General features: G+C 71.7%; 15 protein-coding genes. 11 read left to right on the top strand and 4 right to left on the bottom strand.

All coding sequences use genetic code 11. The features are described from left to right. The first annotated feature begins 199 nt into the window (after window positions 1–199). The 11 genes from ACFY04_RS41345 (at window position 200) to ACFY04_RS41295 (ending at window position 12,970) form a co-directional block, all read left to right on the top strand. Window positions 200–1,732, top strand: a complete 1,533-nt coding sequence (locus tag ACFY04_RS41345) for a hypothetical protein (RefSeq protein ID WP_389125900.1) — start codon at window positions 200–202, stop codon at window positions 1,730–1,732. A 3-nt stretch (window positions 1,733–1,735) separates the two neighbouring features. Further along, window positions 1,736–3,841, top strand: coding sequence for a hypothetical protein (locus ACFY04_RS41340; protein WP_389125897.1), 2,106 nt, complete (start codon window positions 1,736–1,738; stop codon window positions 3,839–3,841). 210 nt (window positions 3,842–4,051) lie between these two features. Next, window positions 4,052–4,546 (top strand): hypothetical protein, encoded by a 495-nt coding sequence (locus ACFY04_RS41335; RefSeq protein ID WP_389125895.1) that lies wholly within the window; start codon window positions 4,052–4,054, stop codon window positions 4,544–4,546. An 11-nt stretch (window positions 4,547–4,557) separates the two neighbouring features. Then, window positions 4,558–5,229: a hypothetical protein gene (locus ACFY04_RS41330; protein WP_389125893.1), complete on the top strand. Its 672-nt coding sequence runs from the start codon at window positions 4,558–4,560 to the stop codon at window positions 5,227–5,229. 165 nt (window positions 5,230–5,394) lie between these two features. Then, window positions 5,395–6,294 (top strand): bifunctional DNA primase/polymerase, encoded by a 900-nt coding sequence (locus ACFY04_RS41325; RefSeq protein WP_389125890.1) that lies wholly within the window; start codon window positions 5,395–5,397, stop codon window positions 6,292–6,294. A 304-nt stretch (window positions 6,295–6,598) separates the two neighbouring features. Beyond that, window positions 6,599–8,140: a YfjI family protein gene (locus ACFY04_RS41320; protein WP_389125887.1), complete on the top strand. Its 1,542-nt coding sequence runs from the start codon at window positions 6,599–6,601 to the stop codon at window positions 8,138–8,140. 343 nt (window positions 8,141–8,483) lie between these two features. Next, entirely contained in the window at window positions 8,484–8,681 is a 198-nt protein-coding gene (locus ACFY04_RS41315; RefSeq protein WP_314242421.1) for an excisionase family DNA-binding protein, read from the top strand. 70 nt (window positions 8,682–8,751) lie between these two features. Then, window positions 8,752–9,936, top strand: a complete 1,185-nt coding sequence (gene xerC / locus ACFY04_RS41310; protein WP_389125885.1) for a tyrosine recombinase XerC — start codon at window positions 8,752–8,754, stop codon at window positions 9,934–9,936. 148 nt (window positions 9,937–10,084) lie between these two features. Beyond that, window positions 10,085–11,275: a glycosyltransferase gene (locus tag ACFY04_RS41305; protein ID WP_389125882.1), complete on the top strand. Its 1,191-nt coding sequence runs from the start codon at window positions 10,085–10,087 to the stop codon at window positions 11,273–11,275. Then, window positions 11,272–12,267: an SDR family NAD(P)-dependent oxidoreductase gene (locus ACFY04_RS41300; RefSeq protein ID WP_389125879.1), complete on the top strand. Its 996-nt coding sequence runs from the start codon at window positions 11,272–11,274 to the stop codon at window positions 12,265–12,267. The genes ACFY04_RS41305 and ACFY04_RS41300 overlap by 4 nt, the downstream gene beginning before the upstream one ends. A gap of 160 nt (window positions 12,268–12,427) precedes the next feature. Further along, complete coding sequence (locus ACFY04_RS41295; protein ID WP_389125876.1) at window positions 12,428–12,970, top strand: GNAT family N-acetyltransferase; 543 nt, start codon at window positions 12,428–12,430, stop codon at window positions 12,968–12,970. On the opposite strand, the gene ACFY04_RS41290 is transcribed toward ACFY04_RS41295, so the two are convergent. The 4 genes from ACFY04_RS41290 to ACFY04_RS41275 form a co-directional block, all read right to left on the bottom strand. Beyond that, window positions 12,934–13,962 carry an LLM class flavin-dependent oxidoreductase gene (locus ACFY04_RS41290; protein WP_389125874.1) on the bottom strand — a complete coding sequence of 343 codons (1,029 nt, stop codon included), beginning with the start codon at window positions 13,960–13,962 and terminating at the stop codon, window positions 12,934–12,936. The genes ACFY04_RS41295 and ACFY04_RS41290 overlap by 37 nt on opposite strands. A 13-nt stretch (window positions 13,963–13,975) precedes the next feature. Further along, the gene (locus ACFY04_RS41285) at window positions 13,976–14,497 is read right to left on the bottom strand and encodes a hypothetical protein (RefSeq protein WP_389125871.1); all 522 of its coding nucleotides are present in this window, start codon (window positions 14,495–14,497) and stop codon (window positions 13,976–13,978) included. Between the two features lies 1 nt (window position 14,498). Beyond that, a complete protein-coding gene (locus ACFY04_RS41280) occupies window positions 14,499–15,380 on the bottom strand; it encodes an alpha/beta hydrolase (RefSeq protein WP_389125868.1) in 882 nt (293 codons plus the stop codon). A gap of 112 nt (window positions 15,381–15,492) precedes the next feature. Next, window positions 15,493–16,902: an MFS transporter gene (locus ACFY04_RS41275; RefSeq protein WP_389125866.1), complete on the bottom strand. Its 1,410-nt coding sequence runs from the start codon at window positions 16,900–16,902 to the stop codon at window positions 15,493–15,495. Between the last annotated feature and the right edge of the window lie 99 nt (window positions 16,903–17,001).

Raw genomic sequence — 17,001 nt, 5'->3', positions numbered from 1 at the left:
CACCCCTGATGCACGGGGGCCCGGCCCTCTCCACCACAGATCCGGCCGGGCCCCTCCACCTCTTGGAGGCACGTTCAGCATGACGGAAACCCTCAACCCTCCGACAGCCTCACCCGGGGCCACCACACCCCCGGCACCACCCACACCCGCACCCGCCACCAGCCAGAAGCCTCTGGATCACACTGCGGGCGGCTGGCCCGTGCTTCCTCTGTCCCTGGCCGGTGCGAACAGCGCGGCCGGAGCCGTCGGTTCGGCAGTCCTGGTCGGCGGCCCTCTCGCCGCAGCGATCGCGATGACCGGCGCGCTGGTCCTCGCCGCAGCCGCCGCCCGCACCCGACAGAACACCCCCCGAACCACCACCAACAGCAGGACGGCCGCAGGCCGCAGGACAGCGTCCGCGTCCGGACGGATCCCCTCCCAGCCCACCCGGACCGCCGGACGGCCATCCGGGGGCGGCAGCCGCCGTGCTCCCGGGGCCGGGCGGGCAGGTCGGGCGTCCGGCGGGATGAAGTCGGCCGCTGGCCGGACGGGTTCGGGTCTGCTGGCCCGGGTCCCGGGCGGGCGCAAGGCCGTCCAGGCAGCAGCCCTGCGGGCAGCTGCAGGACAGCCGGGGCCGTCACGGGCCTCCCGCCGTACCGAGGCCACGGCCGCGCGCCGCCAGGTCGCCGACGCCCGCCGTGCGGCCAAGGCCGCCCCCCGCACGCCCGGCAAGGGGCCCCGTCCCGGCAGCCCGCAGGTCCGCCCGGGTGGGTTGTCCGCCCCCGCGGGTGGCAGCAGCACCACTAGCAAGAGGCCCGCCGCCGGTGGGCGCCTGGCGGGCACGGCTACCAGGGCCGCGGGCAGGGTCCGGGGCGGTGCTGCCGGTGTGCGGGACAAGGCGGTTGCTGCAGGCCGGTCGCTGTCGGATCGGCAGGCGGCCGGGCAGGTCAAGGCCGCTGAGCAGTCCATCAGGGCGGCCGCCCGTGCGAAGCGGGTCGCGGCGTTGAAGCGGCCCGCGCAGAGGGCGGCACGCCGGGCCCTGCTCCGCTCCGCCGCTCGCTTCCACGCCCGCCGGGCCGCAGGTGCGCTCCTCGCGGGGGCCGTGGGTGTCCTCGGGCTGGTGACCAGCCCGCTGGGCCGCAAGCTCGGCTGGGCCTGGCTCATCCACCCCGGCCGGCGCCTCCTGGCCCGGCTCACCGACCGCGCCCGCACCGCCCGCGAGACCCGGGACGCGGCGATCCGCGCAGAGCGCGAGGGCTGCGAGCAGGCGGCCGAGGAGCAGGCCGCGGCCGAGGAGTCCGAGCACGAGACCACCGTCGGGGACCGCGTCCAGCGTCCCGACGTCACCACCCCACCTGCTGCTGCACCGTCCACCACGACCGCCCCTGGAGGCGCTGTGAGCACGAGCACGAACGGTTTCCGCTTCGAGGAGCTGGCCGCGGAGATGGAGCAGGCCGCCCAGTCCTACGAGCCCGAGTCCGCGATGGAGATCCTCACCATGATCGAGGGCCTGCCCCAGGCCCTGGGGTCGGTGGCGAACGTCATGAAGATCCTCGCCGAGCGCTCCGACACCGAGTTCCCCCTCGACAAGGCCGTCGCCGAGACGTTCCGCGACGCGTTCGGCGCGGTCATGGCCGCCTCCTCCCTCACCGACGAGATGGGGACGATCTTCCGCCGCGTCCACGAGGCCGACATCGCCCGCCACGAGGACCCCCGCAACGGCCACGAGGCCGAGAAGGGCTGGAACGTCTAAATCATGGCCACCACCCCCAAGAAGAACGGGGTGCCGCTGGACTGGGCGGCCGGTCACGGACCCGTGACCGGCGCCCTCTCCGCCACCACCGGCTCCTACGCCATCGCCGCCATCGGCGCCGCCACCCACATGCCCCCCGCCTGGGCCCTGGCCGCCGCCACCGCCGGCGCCATCGGCCACACCGCCGCAGGCTTCCGCCAGAAAATCGCAGGCCGCACCCTCGGCGCACGCGCCGCCTCCTGGCTCCTCGCCGGAGGCTGGACCACCTGGGCCACTGCCACCACCCCGCTGTCCTGGACCGCCCTCGGCTCCCTCGCCACGTTGGGTGTTGGCATGGCCGCCGCCGCCCGTGCCACCGGCCTCTACGAAGAAGCCAGGGAGAATGTTGCCGCTGAGGAAGCGGCCGCGCAGATCGCCCGGGAACTGTCCGCCGAACGCCGCTCCATCGCCATCGAGTGGGCGGACCGCATCCAACGCGTGTGCGGGGTGACCCTGCATGTCCTGGCGGTGGAGATGTGGCCGACCGGGACCGGGTTCAGCATCGACGCCGAACTCCCCACCGGCGGCACCACCTACGACCGCATCGCCCGCGAATCCGCCCGACTCGCCGCAGACGCCCGCCTGCCGCACGGGTGTACCGCCACCGCGTCCCCGGGCATCGACCAGGGCCGTGTCCTGATCGACGTGACCACCGTCAACGTCCTCGTCGAAGACCTCCCCTACCCCGAGGACTACGGGCCGCTGTCCATCCACACCGGCCTGCCCTGGGGGGTCCGCACGGACGGACGGCCGGTGAACGCGTTCCTGCGCGAGCAGTGCGCGCTGGCCGCGGGCCCCACCGGATCTGGTAAGACGAACTGGGTCCACCAGGTCATCGCCTCGATGGCCCGGGCCACGGACATCCTTCCGTGGGTGATCGACCTCAACGCCGGATCAGCGGGCCTGCCCTGGGTCCGCCCTGCGCTCACCGGCACCGACGGGAACGCGGTGCGGCCGGGGATCGATTGGCTCGCCTCCACCCCGGAAGAGGCCCACCTGATGCTGGACGCGGCGATCGCGATCGCTAAACGGCGCAAGGTCGCCTACCAACAGCTCATGGCCGACGCCAACACCGATCTCCTCCCCGTCAGCCCGAACCTCCCGCAGATCATCCTGATCATCGACGAGGGCGCGGAGATCCTCGCCAGCGCCGACCGCGAGATGCGCCGCCTCGCCGAGAAGATCCTCGAAGTCATCCGGATCTCCCGCGCGATGGCCCTGCGTACCGTCCTGACCGCCCTCGGCGCCACTGGTTCGGTCCTGGGGAACCTGATGATCCGCCGGGAGGCCAAGGTCCGCGTCGCCCTGACCGGCGGCGAGAAGGAAGGCATGGACCTGGCCAAGCTGTTCCCCGGCGCCCCCGGCCTGCGGGTCGAGCAGGCCCCGTACAAGGGGTCCGGGTTCTTCGGGACCCCGGAGTCCGCGCCGGGCCTGTTCAAGGCCTGGCGGATCAAGCCCGCACAGATCCGCGACATCGTCCACGCCACCAGCGACCGCCACCCGCGGTTGGACGAGATCAGTGCCAAGGCCGCCGGGCCGGACTACGCCCGCCGCTGGGACCACGCCCGCACCGCCTGGATCACCGACACCCACGGCACGGATGACGCCTTCACGCCGCCGGCCGGACCGCCGTCGGGCGGCGCCCCGGGCGGGCTCGCGTTGTCCGCGCTGCGGGACACCGCGCCCGCACCTGCGCCGGGGGGGAGTGAGGAGGACCGGCTCGCCGCGGAGTTCCGGCGGCAGATCGACGCTGCGTTCCCCACCGCGACCGGCACGGAAGCGGAACCGGGGCCGGCACCGCGTTCGGGTGGGGGCGGGTTGAACCTGTCCGCGCTCGGCGGCGAGCAGGACACCGCCGCCCGGACCGCCGCCCTCACCGTCCTGCAAGCCGCCGGCCCGGCCGGGACCGGAGCGTCCGCGATCGCCCGCGCTCTGGCCGACGAGTTTGGCACGACCCGGCAGACGATCAGCGGGTGGCTTCAGGAGTGGGCCGAGGACGGCACCGCCACCCGGATCGGGACCGGCACCAAGACCCGCTACGTCCACCACACCCACACCCCCGAGCCCTAGCTCCTTGGCACTTGTCGCCTCCTTGTCGCAGACCCCCGGTTCCGGCTCGCCAGGGGCCGGAATCCGGGCTCTGAACTGGGAGGCGACAAGCGACAAGACAAGCGACAAGACAAGCCGGACGACAAGGCGCACGACAAGCAGACGACAAGCCCTGCGGCGACCACATACCAATTTTCGTATGTGACATCGCCCCGTTGAAGGGACCCCGTTGTGCACTCCGAGCCCACCCAGCCGAACACGATCGCCACCCTGCGATACGGCGACCCGATCTACCACCCCACCGCCGTCCAGCAGCCGGTACTGCTGCCCGCGGACATCCCGCCCGGCGTCGAGTGGGTCACTCTCCCCAACGGGATCCGCACCCTCGCCTACACCCACCCCCAACCCCACCCCGCCACCGATCCGGAACGCCAGGTCGAGCCGATCCCGCGGTGGGCCAAGACCACCGCGCTCCTCGCCCCAACCGTCGGCGGCGGGATCGCCGCGGCCGGGTTCGGGATTGCCTACGCCGCCCCGGGACTGATCGCCATGACCGAAGCCCTCTGGGCCGCCATCGCCCTCATCGCCGCCGGCACCCTCGCACCCCTCCTCCTCCGCACCAGCCGCACGGCAGGCCGGGGCGGGGCGCCGGTGCAGCACGTCACCCAGCACATCAGCGCGTCCGGGATGTTCGGCCGCGCCACCGGAACCATCAACAACCGCTGAGGAGTAACCCCATGACCCGCACCACGATGCCGTGGTTCGAAACCCTCACCGACAGCGTCACCGCCCTCGGCGCCGCAGCGCTCGAAGCCCAGCGGGCCTGGCAGGCCGCACAGATCACCACCCACCACTACGACTGCCTGCGAGTGCGCCCCCTCGAAGGCACCGTCACCGACCCCGGCCGCCACCAGGGCCTGCCGCCCGTCCACCCCTACGAGGGCATGATCGCCGTTCTCGAAACCTTCCACATGACCCACGAACACGGCCTGCGAAAGGTGTTCATCACGGCCGCGCTCAGCTACGGCTACGGCGCCGCGTGGGCCATCCAGCAGGTCATCGAAGGCCATCAGCCCGAGGCTGTCGAACTGACGGTGAGGGGTCCCGGCTGCTTCGTCATCCCCGACGGCCTCGTACCTGTTCCGCCCGCCATGCCCTCCCTGGACGGGTGGCCCGGGGCCAAGAGGTTCGAGCAGGCCCGCCAGCGCATGGAAACTGCAGACGTTGCTGGCGAGTACGCCGCTGACCTTGCTGACGAGGACTACCTCGCCGACCACGAAGCCAGCGCCATGCACGACGCCGAAACCGCGGCGAGCGACCTGCCCGACGCCGCCTTCGCGTACGGCCAGCTCGCCGAATCCGCCCTGCGCTACGCGCTCCTCGACACCCGGCACAAGCACGGGCGCTAGCCACGCCGAGGGCGGCCCCCGTCTCGCCAAAGTCCGGGGCCGCCCTCGTCAACCAGCACATCCAACTGAACTGGAGGACTCCAGCATGACCCACACCGCCGACATCCGGCGAGAGGGCCACCGGCCCGCCTTGCTCGCCCGCACCCTGCCCTGGGCGGTGGCCGCATGAGGGCCGTGACCGGGCACCTGCAAACTGCGCTCTGGCTCGCCGAATTCGGCCTGCCCGTGCTGCCGCTGCGGGCGGGCAAGCTTCCCGTCGGGAACTGCCGAGCCTGCACCAGCAGCAAAGCCGCCGGTCCCTGCTTGTGCGGCGACCGCCCGAACATGAAGTTCGCCGGGCCGTGCCAGTGCCCCGCCCCCTGCCATGGCTGGGCCGCGGCAACCACCGATCCGGCCGTCCTGACGTCTCGGGCGTGGGCTCGGGCTTGGCAGCAGGCCGGGGCGGTCGCCTACCACCCCGGCGGGGGCGGTTTCACGGTTGTGGACCTCGACAACACCGACGCCGTCACCTGGGCCCGCCAGACGCTCCCGGCGACCACGGCGGTGCCGACGACGCGTGGGGAGCACTGGATCTACCGGGGCGCCATGCAGTCCGCCAACGGGGTCCGACCCGGCGTCGACATCAAGTCCCTCATGGTCTACGCCCGCTGGTACGGGCCCGGCACCGGCGACATGACCACGCTCCCGGATGCCGTCCGCGCGCTGATCGTGAAGGAAGAGACCACCCCGGCCCTTCGCGGGGAGGTGGACTCTTCGTCTCCCGCCCGCGCCACCTGGGACCGATCGGTCGCCACCGGCTGCCGCCACAGCGACAGCTTCGTCCGGACCGGCCTGACCCGTGGCCTCGCCAGGGTGGCCGCCTGCCCCGAGGAGGGCGCGGGAAGCACGGCCTACGGCGTTGCCCGCTTCCTCGCCAAACAGCACACCGCCTGCCCCGGCCCGTGCGATCTAAAGACCATCGAGCGCCAGATCATCGACGCGGCCGTCGCCGTCGGCGTGCCCGAGGCGTACGCCGCCCGAGCGGTCGCCAACGGCTTCAACGCGGTGGCGGTGAGGGCATCGTGACCACCGGCCCCCGCCCCGCCGAACCGACCCCCACCCCGGACGGCAGTGGTGCGCCGAAGGTCGTCGCCGAAGGCGTCCCTTCATCTGTTCGCCCTGACCCTCACGCCGACGACGGGCGCCGGCCCGAGGCCTGGCTCCACATCGTGGCCCCGCCCTCGTACGGGACCAGCCCGAGTGTCCGCTCCTGGTGCTCCTGCGGCCGCGACATGTTCGCGGCCGGATGCGCCCGCGCCCTCGCGCTCATTGCGGACCACGAAGAGCACCGCACCTCTTGCCCCCGCCTCACCCAGCGAAGGGAAGCCGCATGAGTCCGCACGACCCCGAGCTGTGGGAAGGGTTCCACGAGATGACCCCGGAGGACATCACCGGTCCCGGGTGGGACGAGCCCGTACCCCTCAACCCGCGCGGGCAGCTCCCCGCGTTCCCTGTGGACGTCCTGCCCGACTGGCTCGCCGCCATGACGGCAGGTGTCGCGGAGGAGACGCAAACACCCGTCGACCTCGCCGGGTGTCTCGCTCTCGCCGTCATCGGCACCGCCGCCGGCGGACGCCTCACCGTGAACGTGCGCGGGCAGTGGAACGAACCGGTCAACCTCTACACCGCCGTCGCCCTCCCGCCCGGCAACCGCAAGAGCGCCGTGTTCGGGCTCATGACCAAGCCTCTCCTCGCCGCCGAGAAGGCGCTCATCGAGCTCACTGCACCCCAGCGGACCGAGGCCGCGGCCTCCGCGCGCATCGCGAAGGCCGCCGCGGAAAGGGCCGAGAAGCTGGCCGCCAACGCCGAGGCCGACAAGCTGGCCGGTCTGACCGCACAGGCCGTCTCACTCTCCGAGGCCGCCGAGCGGGCCGTCGTCCCGGTCGAGCCGCAGCTCGTCGCCGACGACATCACCGCCGAAAGCCTGACCACCCTCCTCGCCCAGCAGGACGGGCGGATCTCGATCCTGTCGCCCGAGGGCGAGATCTTCGAGATCATCGCCGGACGCTACTCCGGTGTCCCGAACATGGGGATCTTCCTCAAGGGCCACGCCGGCGACATGGCCCGCGTCAACCGCCAGGCCAGGGACCCCCAGTACATCGAGAACCCCGCCATCACCATGGGCCTGGCCATCCAGCCGGAGGTCCTGGACTCCATCGGGCAGATCAAGGGTGCCGACGGCCGCGGCCTGCTCGCCCGGTTCCTCTACTCCAAGCCCCAGTCCCTCGTCGGCTACCGCAACCTCACTCCCGAACTCCTCAGCCCCGACACCGCCGAAACCTACGCTCGCAAGCTCGGGAGCCTGGCCCTGACCCTCGCGGCCTGGACGGAAACCGCCGAGCTCACCCTCACCCCCGAGGCCGACGCCGTCCTCCTCGCCTACCAACGCGTCACCGAATCCCGCCTGCGCAAGGACGGGACCCTCGCACCGATCGTGAACTGGGCCAGCAAACGCGACGGCGCCGTCGCCCGCATCGCCGGGCTCCTCCACCTCGCCGCCCTCCCCGAGGACGCCTGGACCCGGCCGATCGCCACCGAGACCATGGCCGCCGCCACCCGGCTCGGGGACTACTTCACCGCCCACGCCCTCGACGTCTTCAACGCCATGAAGGCAGACCCCGCCCAGGAAGCTGCCCACACGGTCCTGACCCATTTGAGCGAGACCCGCACAGCCACCTTCACCAAACGCGACCTCTTCCGCGCGATGCCCCGCAGCGAGTTCCCCGCCATGAGCGACCTTGACCCCGCCCTGGACCTCCTGGAGGAACACGGCTGGGTCCGCCAGCAGCCCCCGCCGCCCCGCACCACACGCGGCGGCCGGCCACCCTCCCCCCGCTACGAGACCCACCCCCGCATCACCCCCGCCGCCTGAAAACCCCCCAACCCACTGACAGAACTGACAGAACCTCCCGACCAGCCACCTGACCTGCGGAAACGAGCACTTTCAGAGCTCTGACAGAACCTCCGAAAACTCTGACAGAACTCCAAAAACCTCGCCCCGGGCAACCCGTCCGGCCTGACAGAACCTAGGTTTTCGAGGTTCTGTCAGAGTTTTTTGAGGTTTTGTCACGCGGCCCGAAGCGGCCAAAACTGCAGGTCAGGCGCCACATGGCGAGGTTCTGTCAGTTCTGTCAGCGATTCCGGGCCCCTGCGGGGGGCTGGTCTCGCACTCCTGACACTTCATGGACCGGAAGGAACGTCCACACGTGGCACTGATGGTCGTACCCGAGCGGCGGCTGCACAGCGTGGAGGAAGCAGCGGAGCTCCTCAACGTAGGCCGCTCCACAACGTTCGAGGAGATCAGACTCGGTCGCCTGCGAACCGTCCGAGTCGGTAGGCGTCGGCTCGTACCCACCGAATACGTCGACGAGTACGTCGAACTCCTCAAGCGCGAGGCGCAGGCCGCCGCGTAGCAGCAACCAACCCATCACGGGGCCGCACCGATGCCGGTGCGGCCCCGTCCTCATGATTGAAAGGTGCCAGATGGACAACGAGAGCGCGCCGGGCCGGAAGGCAGCCAACGGCGAGGACTCGATCTACTGGGACAAGTCCAAGGGGCGCTTCATCGGGGCCGTTTCGCTGGGCTACACCCCGGCGGGGAAGCGCCACCGTCCCAAGGTGTCCGGCAAGACGAAGACCGAGGTGCGGCGGAAGCTGCGGGAGCTCCGCAAGGAGATGGAGCAGGGAGCCAAGGCGCCTGCCCACTACACCGTGAAGCAGGCCGTTGAGACCTGGCTGGCGCAGGGGCTCAAGGGCAGGGCGCCCAAGAGCCTGGAGACCTACCGGTACCTGGCCGAGACGCACATCTACCCGTCCCTCGGCGCGGCCAAGGTGCGCGTGCTGGAGGCGGACACGCTGGACGACTGGCTTGACGAGAAGGCCGAGGTGCTGGCCACCAGTTCGCTGCGGCTGCTGCTTTCGGTCCTGCGGCGGTCCATCGCGCATGCGCAGAGGCGCGGCCGGGCGACGCGCAACGTGGCCATGTTGGTTGCGGTGCCGGAGGGGAGGCCCGGCCGGCCCAGCAAGTCCCTGACCTTGGAGCAGGCAACCGCGTTGCTCAGCGCCAAGGAAGGAAAGTGGATCCACGTGTACGTGGTCTTGTCGCTCCTGGTGGGGACGCGGCCGGAGGAGACGCGTCCCCTGACATGGGCCCACGTCCACACCGCGCCGGACGACGGCAGCAAGCCGCACATCGATGTGTGGCGGTCCGTGCGGAGGACCGGGGACACGAAGACGCGGAAGAGCCGGCGGTCCCTGGCCATGCCGAAGCAGGCGGTGGAGGTGCTGGAGGGGCATCGGGAGTGGCAGCAGGCCAAGTTCAAGGCCGCCGGCAAGACCTGGACTGAACAGGGCCTGGTCTTTCCGTCGAGGGTGGGCCGTGTGATGGACGCCAGCAGAGTGCGCATCAGCCTGCGTGCGCTGCTGAAGGAGGCCGAATTCAGCAATCCGGGAGAGTGGACGACCCGGGAGCTGAGGACGAGCTTCGTGTCCCTGCTCTCCGACCACGGGGTGCCCATCGAAGCGATCGCCCGGCTGGTCGGGCACAGCGGGAGCAACACGACGGAGCGCGTGTACCGCAAGCAGATCCGGCCCGTCATCACCGAGGGCGCCGAGGCGATGGACGAGATCTTCGGCCGTGTTCCCGACGGCGAAGCTGAAGCGCCGTAACACCGTCCACGTATGGCTCGTGGCTCCCTGATTGGCTCCCCTGGGGCGGGCGCGGGCGCGGTGGGGAGGATTTGAACTGCGGCTATCCGCTGTGGGCCGCCGGATCGGCTCTTAGAACGTTCTTAGGGCGCACCGGGAGTGTGCGCACATGACCACCACCACACCCCACACATCCGCGGCACTCTCCGTCGTGATCGGTGCGGGCGGCACCGGCGGGCACATCTATCCCGGTCTCGCCCTCGCGGAGGCGCTGCGTGCCGCCGTGCCCGCAGCCGTGGTCTCGTTCATCGGGACCGAGCGGGGCCTGGAGACCGGGCTGATCCCCGGCGCCGGCTACCGCCTGCACACCGTCGACATGATCCCCTTCGATCCCGCGCTGGGCGCGAAGCGGTACCTGCTCCCCGCGGCGCTGCTGCGCTCCGCGCACCAGGCGCGTGCGGTGATCCGGGCGCAGGGTGCCCACGTCGTCGTGGGCATGGGCGGATATCCGAGCGCCCCCGCCGTGCTCGGTGCCCGGCTGGCGGGGCTCCCGGCCGTGATCCACGAGTCGAACGCGGTGCCCGGCCGTGCCAACCAGTTCGCGGCCCGGCTCACCCCGCACGTCGCGGTGGCCTTCGACCGCAGCCGGGGCCACCTCTCGGGCGGTGACCGGGCGCTGACCACCGGGATGCCGATCTCGGCGGCCCTGTCCGGCCTCGCGGAGCTGCCCGGACCGGACCGGGCGGCGCTGCGCACCGAGGCCCGTCGCGCGCTCGGGGTGCCCGCGGGGCGCCGGCTGATCGTCTTCAACGGCGGCAGCCTGGGCGCGGTCCGCCTCACGCGGGCGGCAGCCGCGCTCGCCGACCTCTGGCAGTACCGGGACGACGTACAGCTGCTGGTCAAAACCGGTCCGGACGCGCTGCCGGACACGGTGGCCGAGCTGCTGTCGTCCGGCGGGCAGCGGATCGCCCGCGCCGTGCCGTACCTGGACCGGATGGACCTCGTCTACGCGGCCGCCGACCTGGTGGTGTGCCGTGCGGGCTCCGCGACCGTCGCCGAGCTCGCGGCGACCGGGGTCCCGTCGGTCCTGGTGCCCTACCCGCACGCGCCCGGCGACCACCAGACCCACAACGCGCGGGTGCTCTCGGACGCGGGCGCGGGACTGCTCCTGCCCGACGCCGAGACCACCGCCGAACGTCTCGCCGGCCTCATCGGGCCGCTGCTGGCCGACCCGGCGCGGCTGTCGGCGATGGCCGGAGCCGCCGACCCCGGTCCGCACGCGCGGGCCGCCGAACTGCTGGCCGCGGAAGTCCTGCGCGTCGCCGGCCTCGTCCCCACCCCTCACCTGGAGCGCATATGAACAGCTGGACCGACCGCACCGTCCTCGTCACCGGCGCGGAGGGCTTCATCGGCTCGACGTTGGTGGACCTGCTGGTGTCGCGGGGTGCGCGGGTGCGCGCCTTCGTCCACTACAAGCCGTACGCCGAGAAGGGCCACCTGGCGCGCTACCTCGCCGACCCGGACGGTCCGGTGGAGATGTGGGCGGGCGACGTCCGTGACGCGGGCCGGGTCAGCGACGCGGTGGCCGGCTGCGACACCGTCTTCCACCTGGCGGCGCTGATCGGGATTCCGTACAGCTACGCCTCGCCGGGCGCGTACGTGCAGACGAACGTCACGGGCACGCAGAACGTGGCGGAGGCCTGCCGGCGGCTCGGCGTGCGGCGGCTCGTGCACACGTCGACCAGTGAGGTCTACGGGACGGCGCTGACCGCCCCGATCTCCGAGAGCCACCCGCTGCAGCCGCAGTCCCCGTACTCCGCGTCGAAGATCGGCGCGGACATGATGGCGCTCTCCTTCCACCACGCCTTCGAACTCCCGGTGACGGTGGTGCGCCCGTTCAACACGTTCGGGCCGCGCCAGTCGGCGCGCGCGGTCATCCCGACGATCCTGGCGCAACTGCACGCGGGGTCCCGGGAGATCCGCCTCGGCTCGCTCACGCCGACCCGGGACTTCACGTACGTGACGGACACGGCGGAGGGCTTCCTGGCGGTCGCGGAGTGCGACCGGGCGCTGGGTGAGGTGGTCAACCTCGGCACCGGTGAGGAGATCTCGGTCGGCGCCCTGGCCGAGGCCCTGATCGCGGCTTCCGGCCGGGACGCGGAGGTGGTGGTGGACCCGACCCGGCTGCGCCCGTCGGGCAGCGAGGTCCAGCGCCTGCTGTCGGACAACTCCCGGGCCCGTGACTGGGCCGGCTGGCGGCCCCGGGTCGGCCTGGAGGAGGGCCTGCGCCGCACCTCGGACTGGATCGCGGCGAACCCGTCCCTCTTCGCCCCGGACCGGTACGCGGTCTAGTCCTGTGAGGCGGCTGGTCGTACCGATCACCGGCAGGTGGTCGGTACGACCGCGTCCGGAGACCAGCACGGACATGGCATCGGGCGGATAACCCGGTGAACCGATGACCGACCGCCGGATATCTTGGTGCGTCCCGCACCGGCCACGGAGGTCCTCCCGCATGAGCAGCACGACGCCGTCCTTTCCCGACCGGATGGAGCTGACGGGCGAGGGCCTGGTCCTGCGCGACTGGACGGCGGCGGACCTGGCGTCGATGCCCGGGCTCTTCGACCACCCCGACATCGCGTACTGGACGCCGATCGTCTCCCCCTTCGGCGACGAGGCCGCCCGCAACCGCCTGGCCCGCGCCCGGGAACTGCGCAAGGAGGGTACGGCCCTCCTGCTGGCCATCACCGTCGACGGCGGCGCCCCGCTCGGCGAGGTGATGCTCAAGCGCGCGCCCGAGGGCACGGAGCTCGGCTACGCGCTCGGTCCGGCGCACCGGGGCCGGGGTCTGGCCGCCCGCGCGGTGCGGGTGATGGCCGCGTACGCCTTCGAGGAGCTGGATGTGGACCAGGTGGTCCTGGAGCTGGAGGCCGAGAACGCCTCCAGCGTCGGCGTGGCCACCCGGGCCGGTTTCCGACTCCTCGACGTGCCGTTGATCACGGGCGAGGAGAAGGGCCGGCCCTACGCGCTCCAGACCTGGGGCCTCGACCGCTCCTGATCCCGCAGAGCCAGGCCGGGGGCTCCCACCGGGGCAGCCGCGGACCGCGGATCGGGCGCCGGGAGCGGGAGGTCGAAGGCATCGGACAGCAGCTCGTACGAGCGTCGGCGGTCCGCCGGGTCGCAGGTCAGGGTGTTGACGATCAGCTCGTCCACGCCGTGGCTCCCGGCGAGGGCCGTCAATACCGCGGCCACCTGCTCCGGCGCCCCGGAGACGAGGGCCGTGCGGTGCACCTTGGCCCGTTCCAGTTCCGCGCCCGTCCAGCGGTGGCGGCGCGTGGTCTCGTACGACGGCAGCGGGCCGTCCTGGCCGAGGTCCTTGCGGGCGCGCCACAGCAGCAGGCTCTGGGCGAGTTCCTCGGCGCGGCCGGCGCTGTCCGCCGTCACCACGCGTACCGCGAGCGCGCCGCCCGGCCGGTCGCCCGTGGAGGTGCGGAACTGGGCGCGGTAGTCCTCGAAGGCCTCCTGTCCGCCCGCCGGGGAGAAGAAGTGCCCGAACGCGAACTCCGTACCCAGCAGCCCGGCCAGCCGCGCCGACTCGCGTCCCGCGCCCAGGAGCCACATCTGCGGCGGGACCGGTGCGTGCGGGACGACTCCGCCCTCGCCCAGCAGTGCGTGCAGGTGTGCCAGCCGCTGCGGGAAGTCGCGGGCGGGGCCGCCGGCCCGGCCGATGCCGAGGTCGACCCGTCCCGGGTGGAGGGAGGCCAGTACGCCGAACACCTCGGCCACCTTCGCCGGGTCGTAGCGGGGCAGCAGCACCCCGCCGGTCCCGATCCGCATCCGCGAGGTGTGGGCGAGCAGGGTGCCCGCGAGGATCTCCGGTGCACTACTCGCGAAGCCGGGCGAGTCGTGGTGTTCGGCGACCCAGTAGCGGGTGTAGCCGAGGCCCTCGGTGGCGCGGGCGAGATCCACGGAAGCGCGCAGCGCCTGGTCCGGGGTGTGGTCCTCGCCGACCGGGGTCTGGTCGAGTACGGACAGTCGCAGCTTCGTCATGACGGGCCGCCTTTCAGTGCTGGTGGGCGGGGAGACCGGTGGCGCCCGCCATGGTCGCGGGCACGATCCTGAAGTCCCGTTCGAAGACCAGGTTGTGGAGGTCCGCGGCGGCGATCGCGCGCAGGGTGGGCAGTTCGGCGGCGGCCTGTGCGTCGTCGAAGACGTTCAGCGGCCATTCGGAGACCGTCGCGCCGCGCAGGTGCGGGTGGTGGAAGGAGGCTCCGTAGTGCGCGTACAGCGTCACGGGCGGGATGTCGGCGGCCGACTGCTCGTCCCACCACAGGGTCCAGGCGTGGAAGAGGCTGCGGTCGTCGGCTCGTTGGACGCCGCTGGCGTCGATCACGCCCTGTCCGACGAGCAGTTCGTCGTTGAGCTCGCCGAGCGCCTGGCGGGCGTACGGGTCCAGCAGGCGCGCGGCGGTACGGAAGTGCTCCTCCTTGTCGGGGCGGGAGACGGAACCGCCGTGGATGCCGTCGCGCAGATCGGCGAAGTGGCGCAGCAGGGCGTCGAGGTTGGGGACGTCGGAGGTGGTCATGTCAGCTCCAGGGAGGGGAGGAGGGGAGGGTTTCGGGGTCGTTCGGTGTGGTGAGCCGGCGCAGAGCCAGCCCGAGCCAGCCGCGCATCGACGCCGTCGGGTGCCCGCCCGGGCCGCGGCCCGGCTGCAGGAACGCCCCGTGACCCGTCTGCCGGAACTCCCGCAGGGCGACCTCCACCCCGGCCGCCCGCAGCAGGCGCCCGTAGTGGTGCACGTCGTCGCTGACGGGGTCGAGGTCGCCGGTGGCCATCACCGCCGGTGCGAGTCCCCGCAGGTCGGCGGCTTCGAAGGGGGTGCTGTGGAGCCGCGTGCCGTCCGCGGCGACCGGCCGGCCCGGATGCCGGTAGTCCTGCCAGGCCGCCATGAGGTAGGAGGCCGTGGGGAACATGTCAGGGAAGCGGTGGTACGAGGCCGCCGCGCAGCCGGGGTCCAGCGGCGGGTACGCCAGCACCTGCGCGGCCAGCGGCACCCCGCGGTCGCGGCAGACGAGGGCGGCCGAGGCGGCGAGGGTGCCGCCGGCGCTGTCCCCGCCGACGGCCAGGACGGGCGGGGCGGACGGGGCGGACAGGGCTCCGGCGGGCCCGTCCTGCTGTTCCCCGGCCCAGGTCAGGGCGGACAGGATGTCCTCGACCATGGCCGGGTGGCGTACGTCGGGAGCCAGCCGGTAGTCGACGCTCACCACGCCGAAGCCGGAGTACCGGGCGAGTTCGGCGGTGGCGCCGTGCCAGTCCTGGGCGGATCCGGCACGCCAGCTGCCCCCGTGAGCCCACACCAGCCAGCCCTGCGGTGAAGCGGTACCGGGCCGGTACACCCGGGCGGGAAGGCGCCCGGACGGGGTGGGCACGGACACCTGCTCCCAGCTGACGACGGTGGGTGTGGCCATCGGGGTTCCTTTCCATCGGTAGCCGGCGCTCGCGCCGGGCCCGGGGCCAACGTTCGCGGCCGGGGCAGGGCTGTCACAAGGCGGAGTTGCCTTAGTGGAGGCGCGCACTTCGTCAGCTGGGCTGCTTGGTGCGGAGGAAGAGGGCGGTGGTGAGGGTGCCGAGGACGACGATGGCGGTGTTGACGACCACCGCGGTCGTGATCCCCGCGTGGATGTCCGTGTTGGCCGCGGCGATCGCCGACATGATCGGCGTGCCCATCGTGATACCGACCTGCTGCGTCATCGTCGCCAGACCCGTCGCCATACCCTGCTCGTGATCCGGCAGTCCGGTGGTGGCGGTGACCATGAACCCGACGATCACCAGCATGTTGCCGATACCGCCGGCGAACGTCGCGATCAGCAGCAGCCACATGCTGGAGGAGGTCTCACCCAGCGCGATCAGACTCAGCGTCGCCACCGCCTGGAGGAGACCACCCACGATCAGCGTGGTGCGGGTGCTCGTCGCCCCGATCACCCGCGGTGCGATCGAACCGCCGATCACCGTGCCGATACCCAGCACACCGAACGACAGGCCCGCCGTCAGCGGCGAGAAGTCCAGCACCTCCTGCAGGTAGAGCGTCATCAGGAAGACCAGACTCGTCTCCGTCAGGAACGCGACCAGACCCGCGATATTGCCCCACGCCACCGTCTTCTTCTTCAGCACCGACACCGGCACCAACGGAGCGGAACTCTTCGACTCGATCGCATAGAACACCACCAGCAGGACCACACCCGCCGCCAGCCAGCCCAGCGCACTACCGGAACCCCAGCCGTGCTCACCCGCCTGCGTCAACCCGTAGATCAGCGCAAGCAGACCCAGCGTCACCGCCGTCGCGCCCGGCAGGTCCAGCCTCGGACGCACCAACGGACGCGACTCCTTGATCACCGCAGGAGCGATGAACAACACCGCCAACGCCACCGGCACATTGATGAAGAACGCCCACCGCCACGACAACAGATCCGTCAGGACACCGCCCAGGATCGCGCCCGTCGTGAACCCCGCAGACATCAACGCACCATTCAGACCCAGCGCCTTCTGACGCAACGGCCCCTCCGGGAACGAAGTCGTCAGCAAAGACAGACCCGCCGGAGTCACCGCCGCCGTCGCAAGACCCTGGAACACACGCGCCACCAGCAGCATCTCCGGACTGTTCGCCAGACCACCCGCCAACGACGACAGACCCAGCACCGCCAGACCCACCAGGAACAACCGCCGCCGCCCGAACAGGTCAGCAACCCGACCGAACAACAGAGTGAACCCCGCAGCACACAACGCGAACGACGTCGCGATCCACTGCAGATTCGACAACGAGAAACCGAGCCCGTCACCGATCACCGGCAACGCCACATTCAAAATCGAGAAATCAACCGCCAGCATGAACTGCGCCACCAGCAGCACCACCAGCACCAACCTGAGACGCCCATCCAGACGAACGGGCCCCTCAGTTCCCGTATCGACCCGCGCACCCTCGACGACCGACATCGCGAAACACTTCCTCTCGATCACGCAACGAGCTGTTGCGTCATCGACTCTGGACCGGTCGGAGAGGGTTACCCAGCCCTCTGGTTGTGCTGGCGCCGG

It is taken from the genome of Streptomyces sp. NPDC001549, assembly GCF_042894025.1.
Taxonomy (GTDB): domain Bacteria; phylum Actinomycetota; class Actinomycetes; order Streptomycetales; family Streptomycetaceae; genus Streptomyces; species Streptomyces kutzneri.
The sequence above is the reverse complement of the archived record's forward strand: the minus strand, read 5'-3'. Positions and strand labels throughout refer to the sequence as shown.

Bases quoted from the DNA above. Each gene is read 5' to 3' on its own strand.
- ACFY04_RS41340 (WP_389125897.1), top strand. From the start codon at position 1,736: ATGGCCACCACCCCCAAGAAGAACGGGGTGCCGCTGGACTGGGCGGCC.
- ACFY04_RS41330 (WP_389125893.1), top strand. From the start codon at position 4,558: ATGACCCGCACCACGATGCCGTGGTTCGAAACCCTCACCGACAGCGTC.
- ACFY04_RS41325 (WP_389125890.1), top strand. From the start codon at position 5,395: ATGAGGGCCGTGACCGGGCACCTGCAAACTGCGCTCTGGCTCGCCGAA.
- ACFY04_RS41320 (WP_389125887.1), top strand. From the start codon at position 6,599: ATGAGTCCGCACGACCCCGAGCTGTGGGAAGGGTTCCACGAGATGACC.
- ACFY04_RS41315 (WP_314242421.1), top strand. From the start codon at position 8,484: ATGGTCGTACCCGAGCGGCGGCTGCACAGCGTGGAGGAAGCAGCGGAG.
- xerC (WP_389125885.1), top strand. From the start codon at position 8,752: ATGGACAACGAGAGCGCGCCGGGCCGGAAGGCAGCCAACGGCGAGGAC.
- ACFY04_RS41305 (WP_389125882.1), top strand. From the start codon at position 10,085: ATGACCACCACCACACCCCACACATCCGCGGCACTCTCCGTCGTGATC.
- ACFY04_RS41300 (WP_389125879.1), top strand. From the start codon at position 11,272: ATGAACAGCTGGACCGACCGCACCGTCCTCGTCACCGGCGCGGAGGGC.
- ACFY04_RS41295 (WP_389125876.1), top strand. From the start codon at position 12,428: ATGAGCAGCACGACGCCGTCCTTTCCCGACCGGATGGAGCTGACGGGC.
- ACFY04_RS41290 (WP_389125874.1), bottom strand. From the start codon at position 13,962: ATGACGAAGCTGCGACTGTCCGTACTCGACCAGACCCCGGTCGGCGAG.
- ACFY04_RS41285 (WP_389125871.1), bottom strand. From the start codon at position 14,497: ATGACCACCTCCGACGTCCCCAACCTCGACGCCCTGCTGCGCCACTTC.
- ACFY04_RS41280 (WP_389125868.1), bottom strand. From the start codon at position 15,380: ATGGCCACACCCACCGTCGTCAGCTGGGAGCAGGTGTCCGTGCCCACC.
- ACFY04_RS41275 (WP_389125866.1), bottom strand. From the start codon at position 16,902: ATGTCGGTCGTCGAGGGTGCGCGGGTCGATACGGGAACTGAGGGGCCC.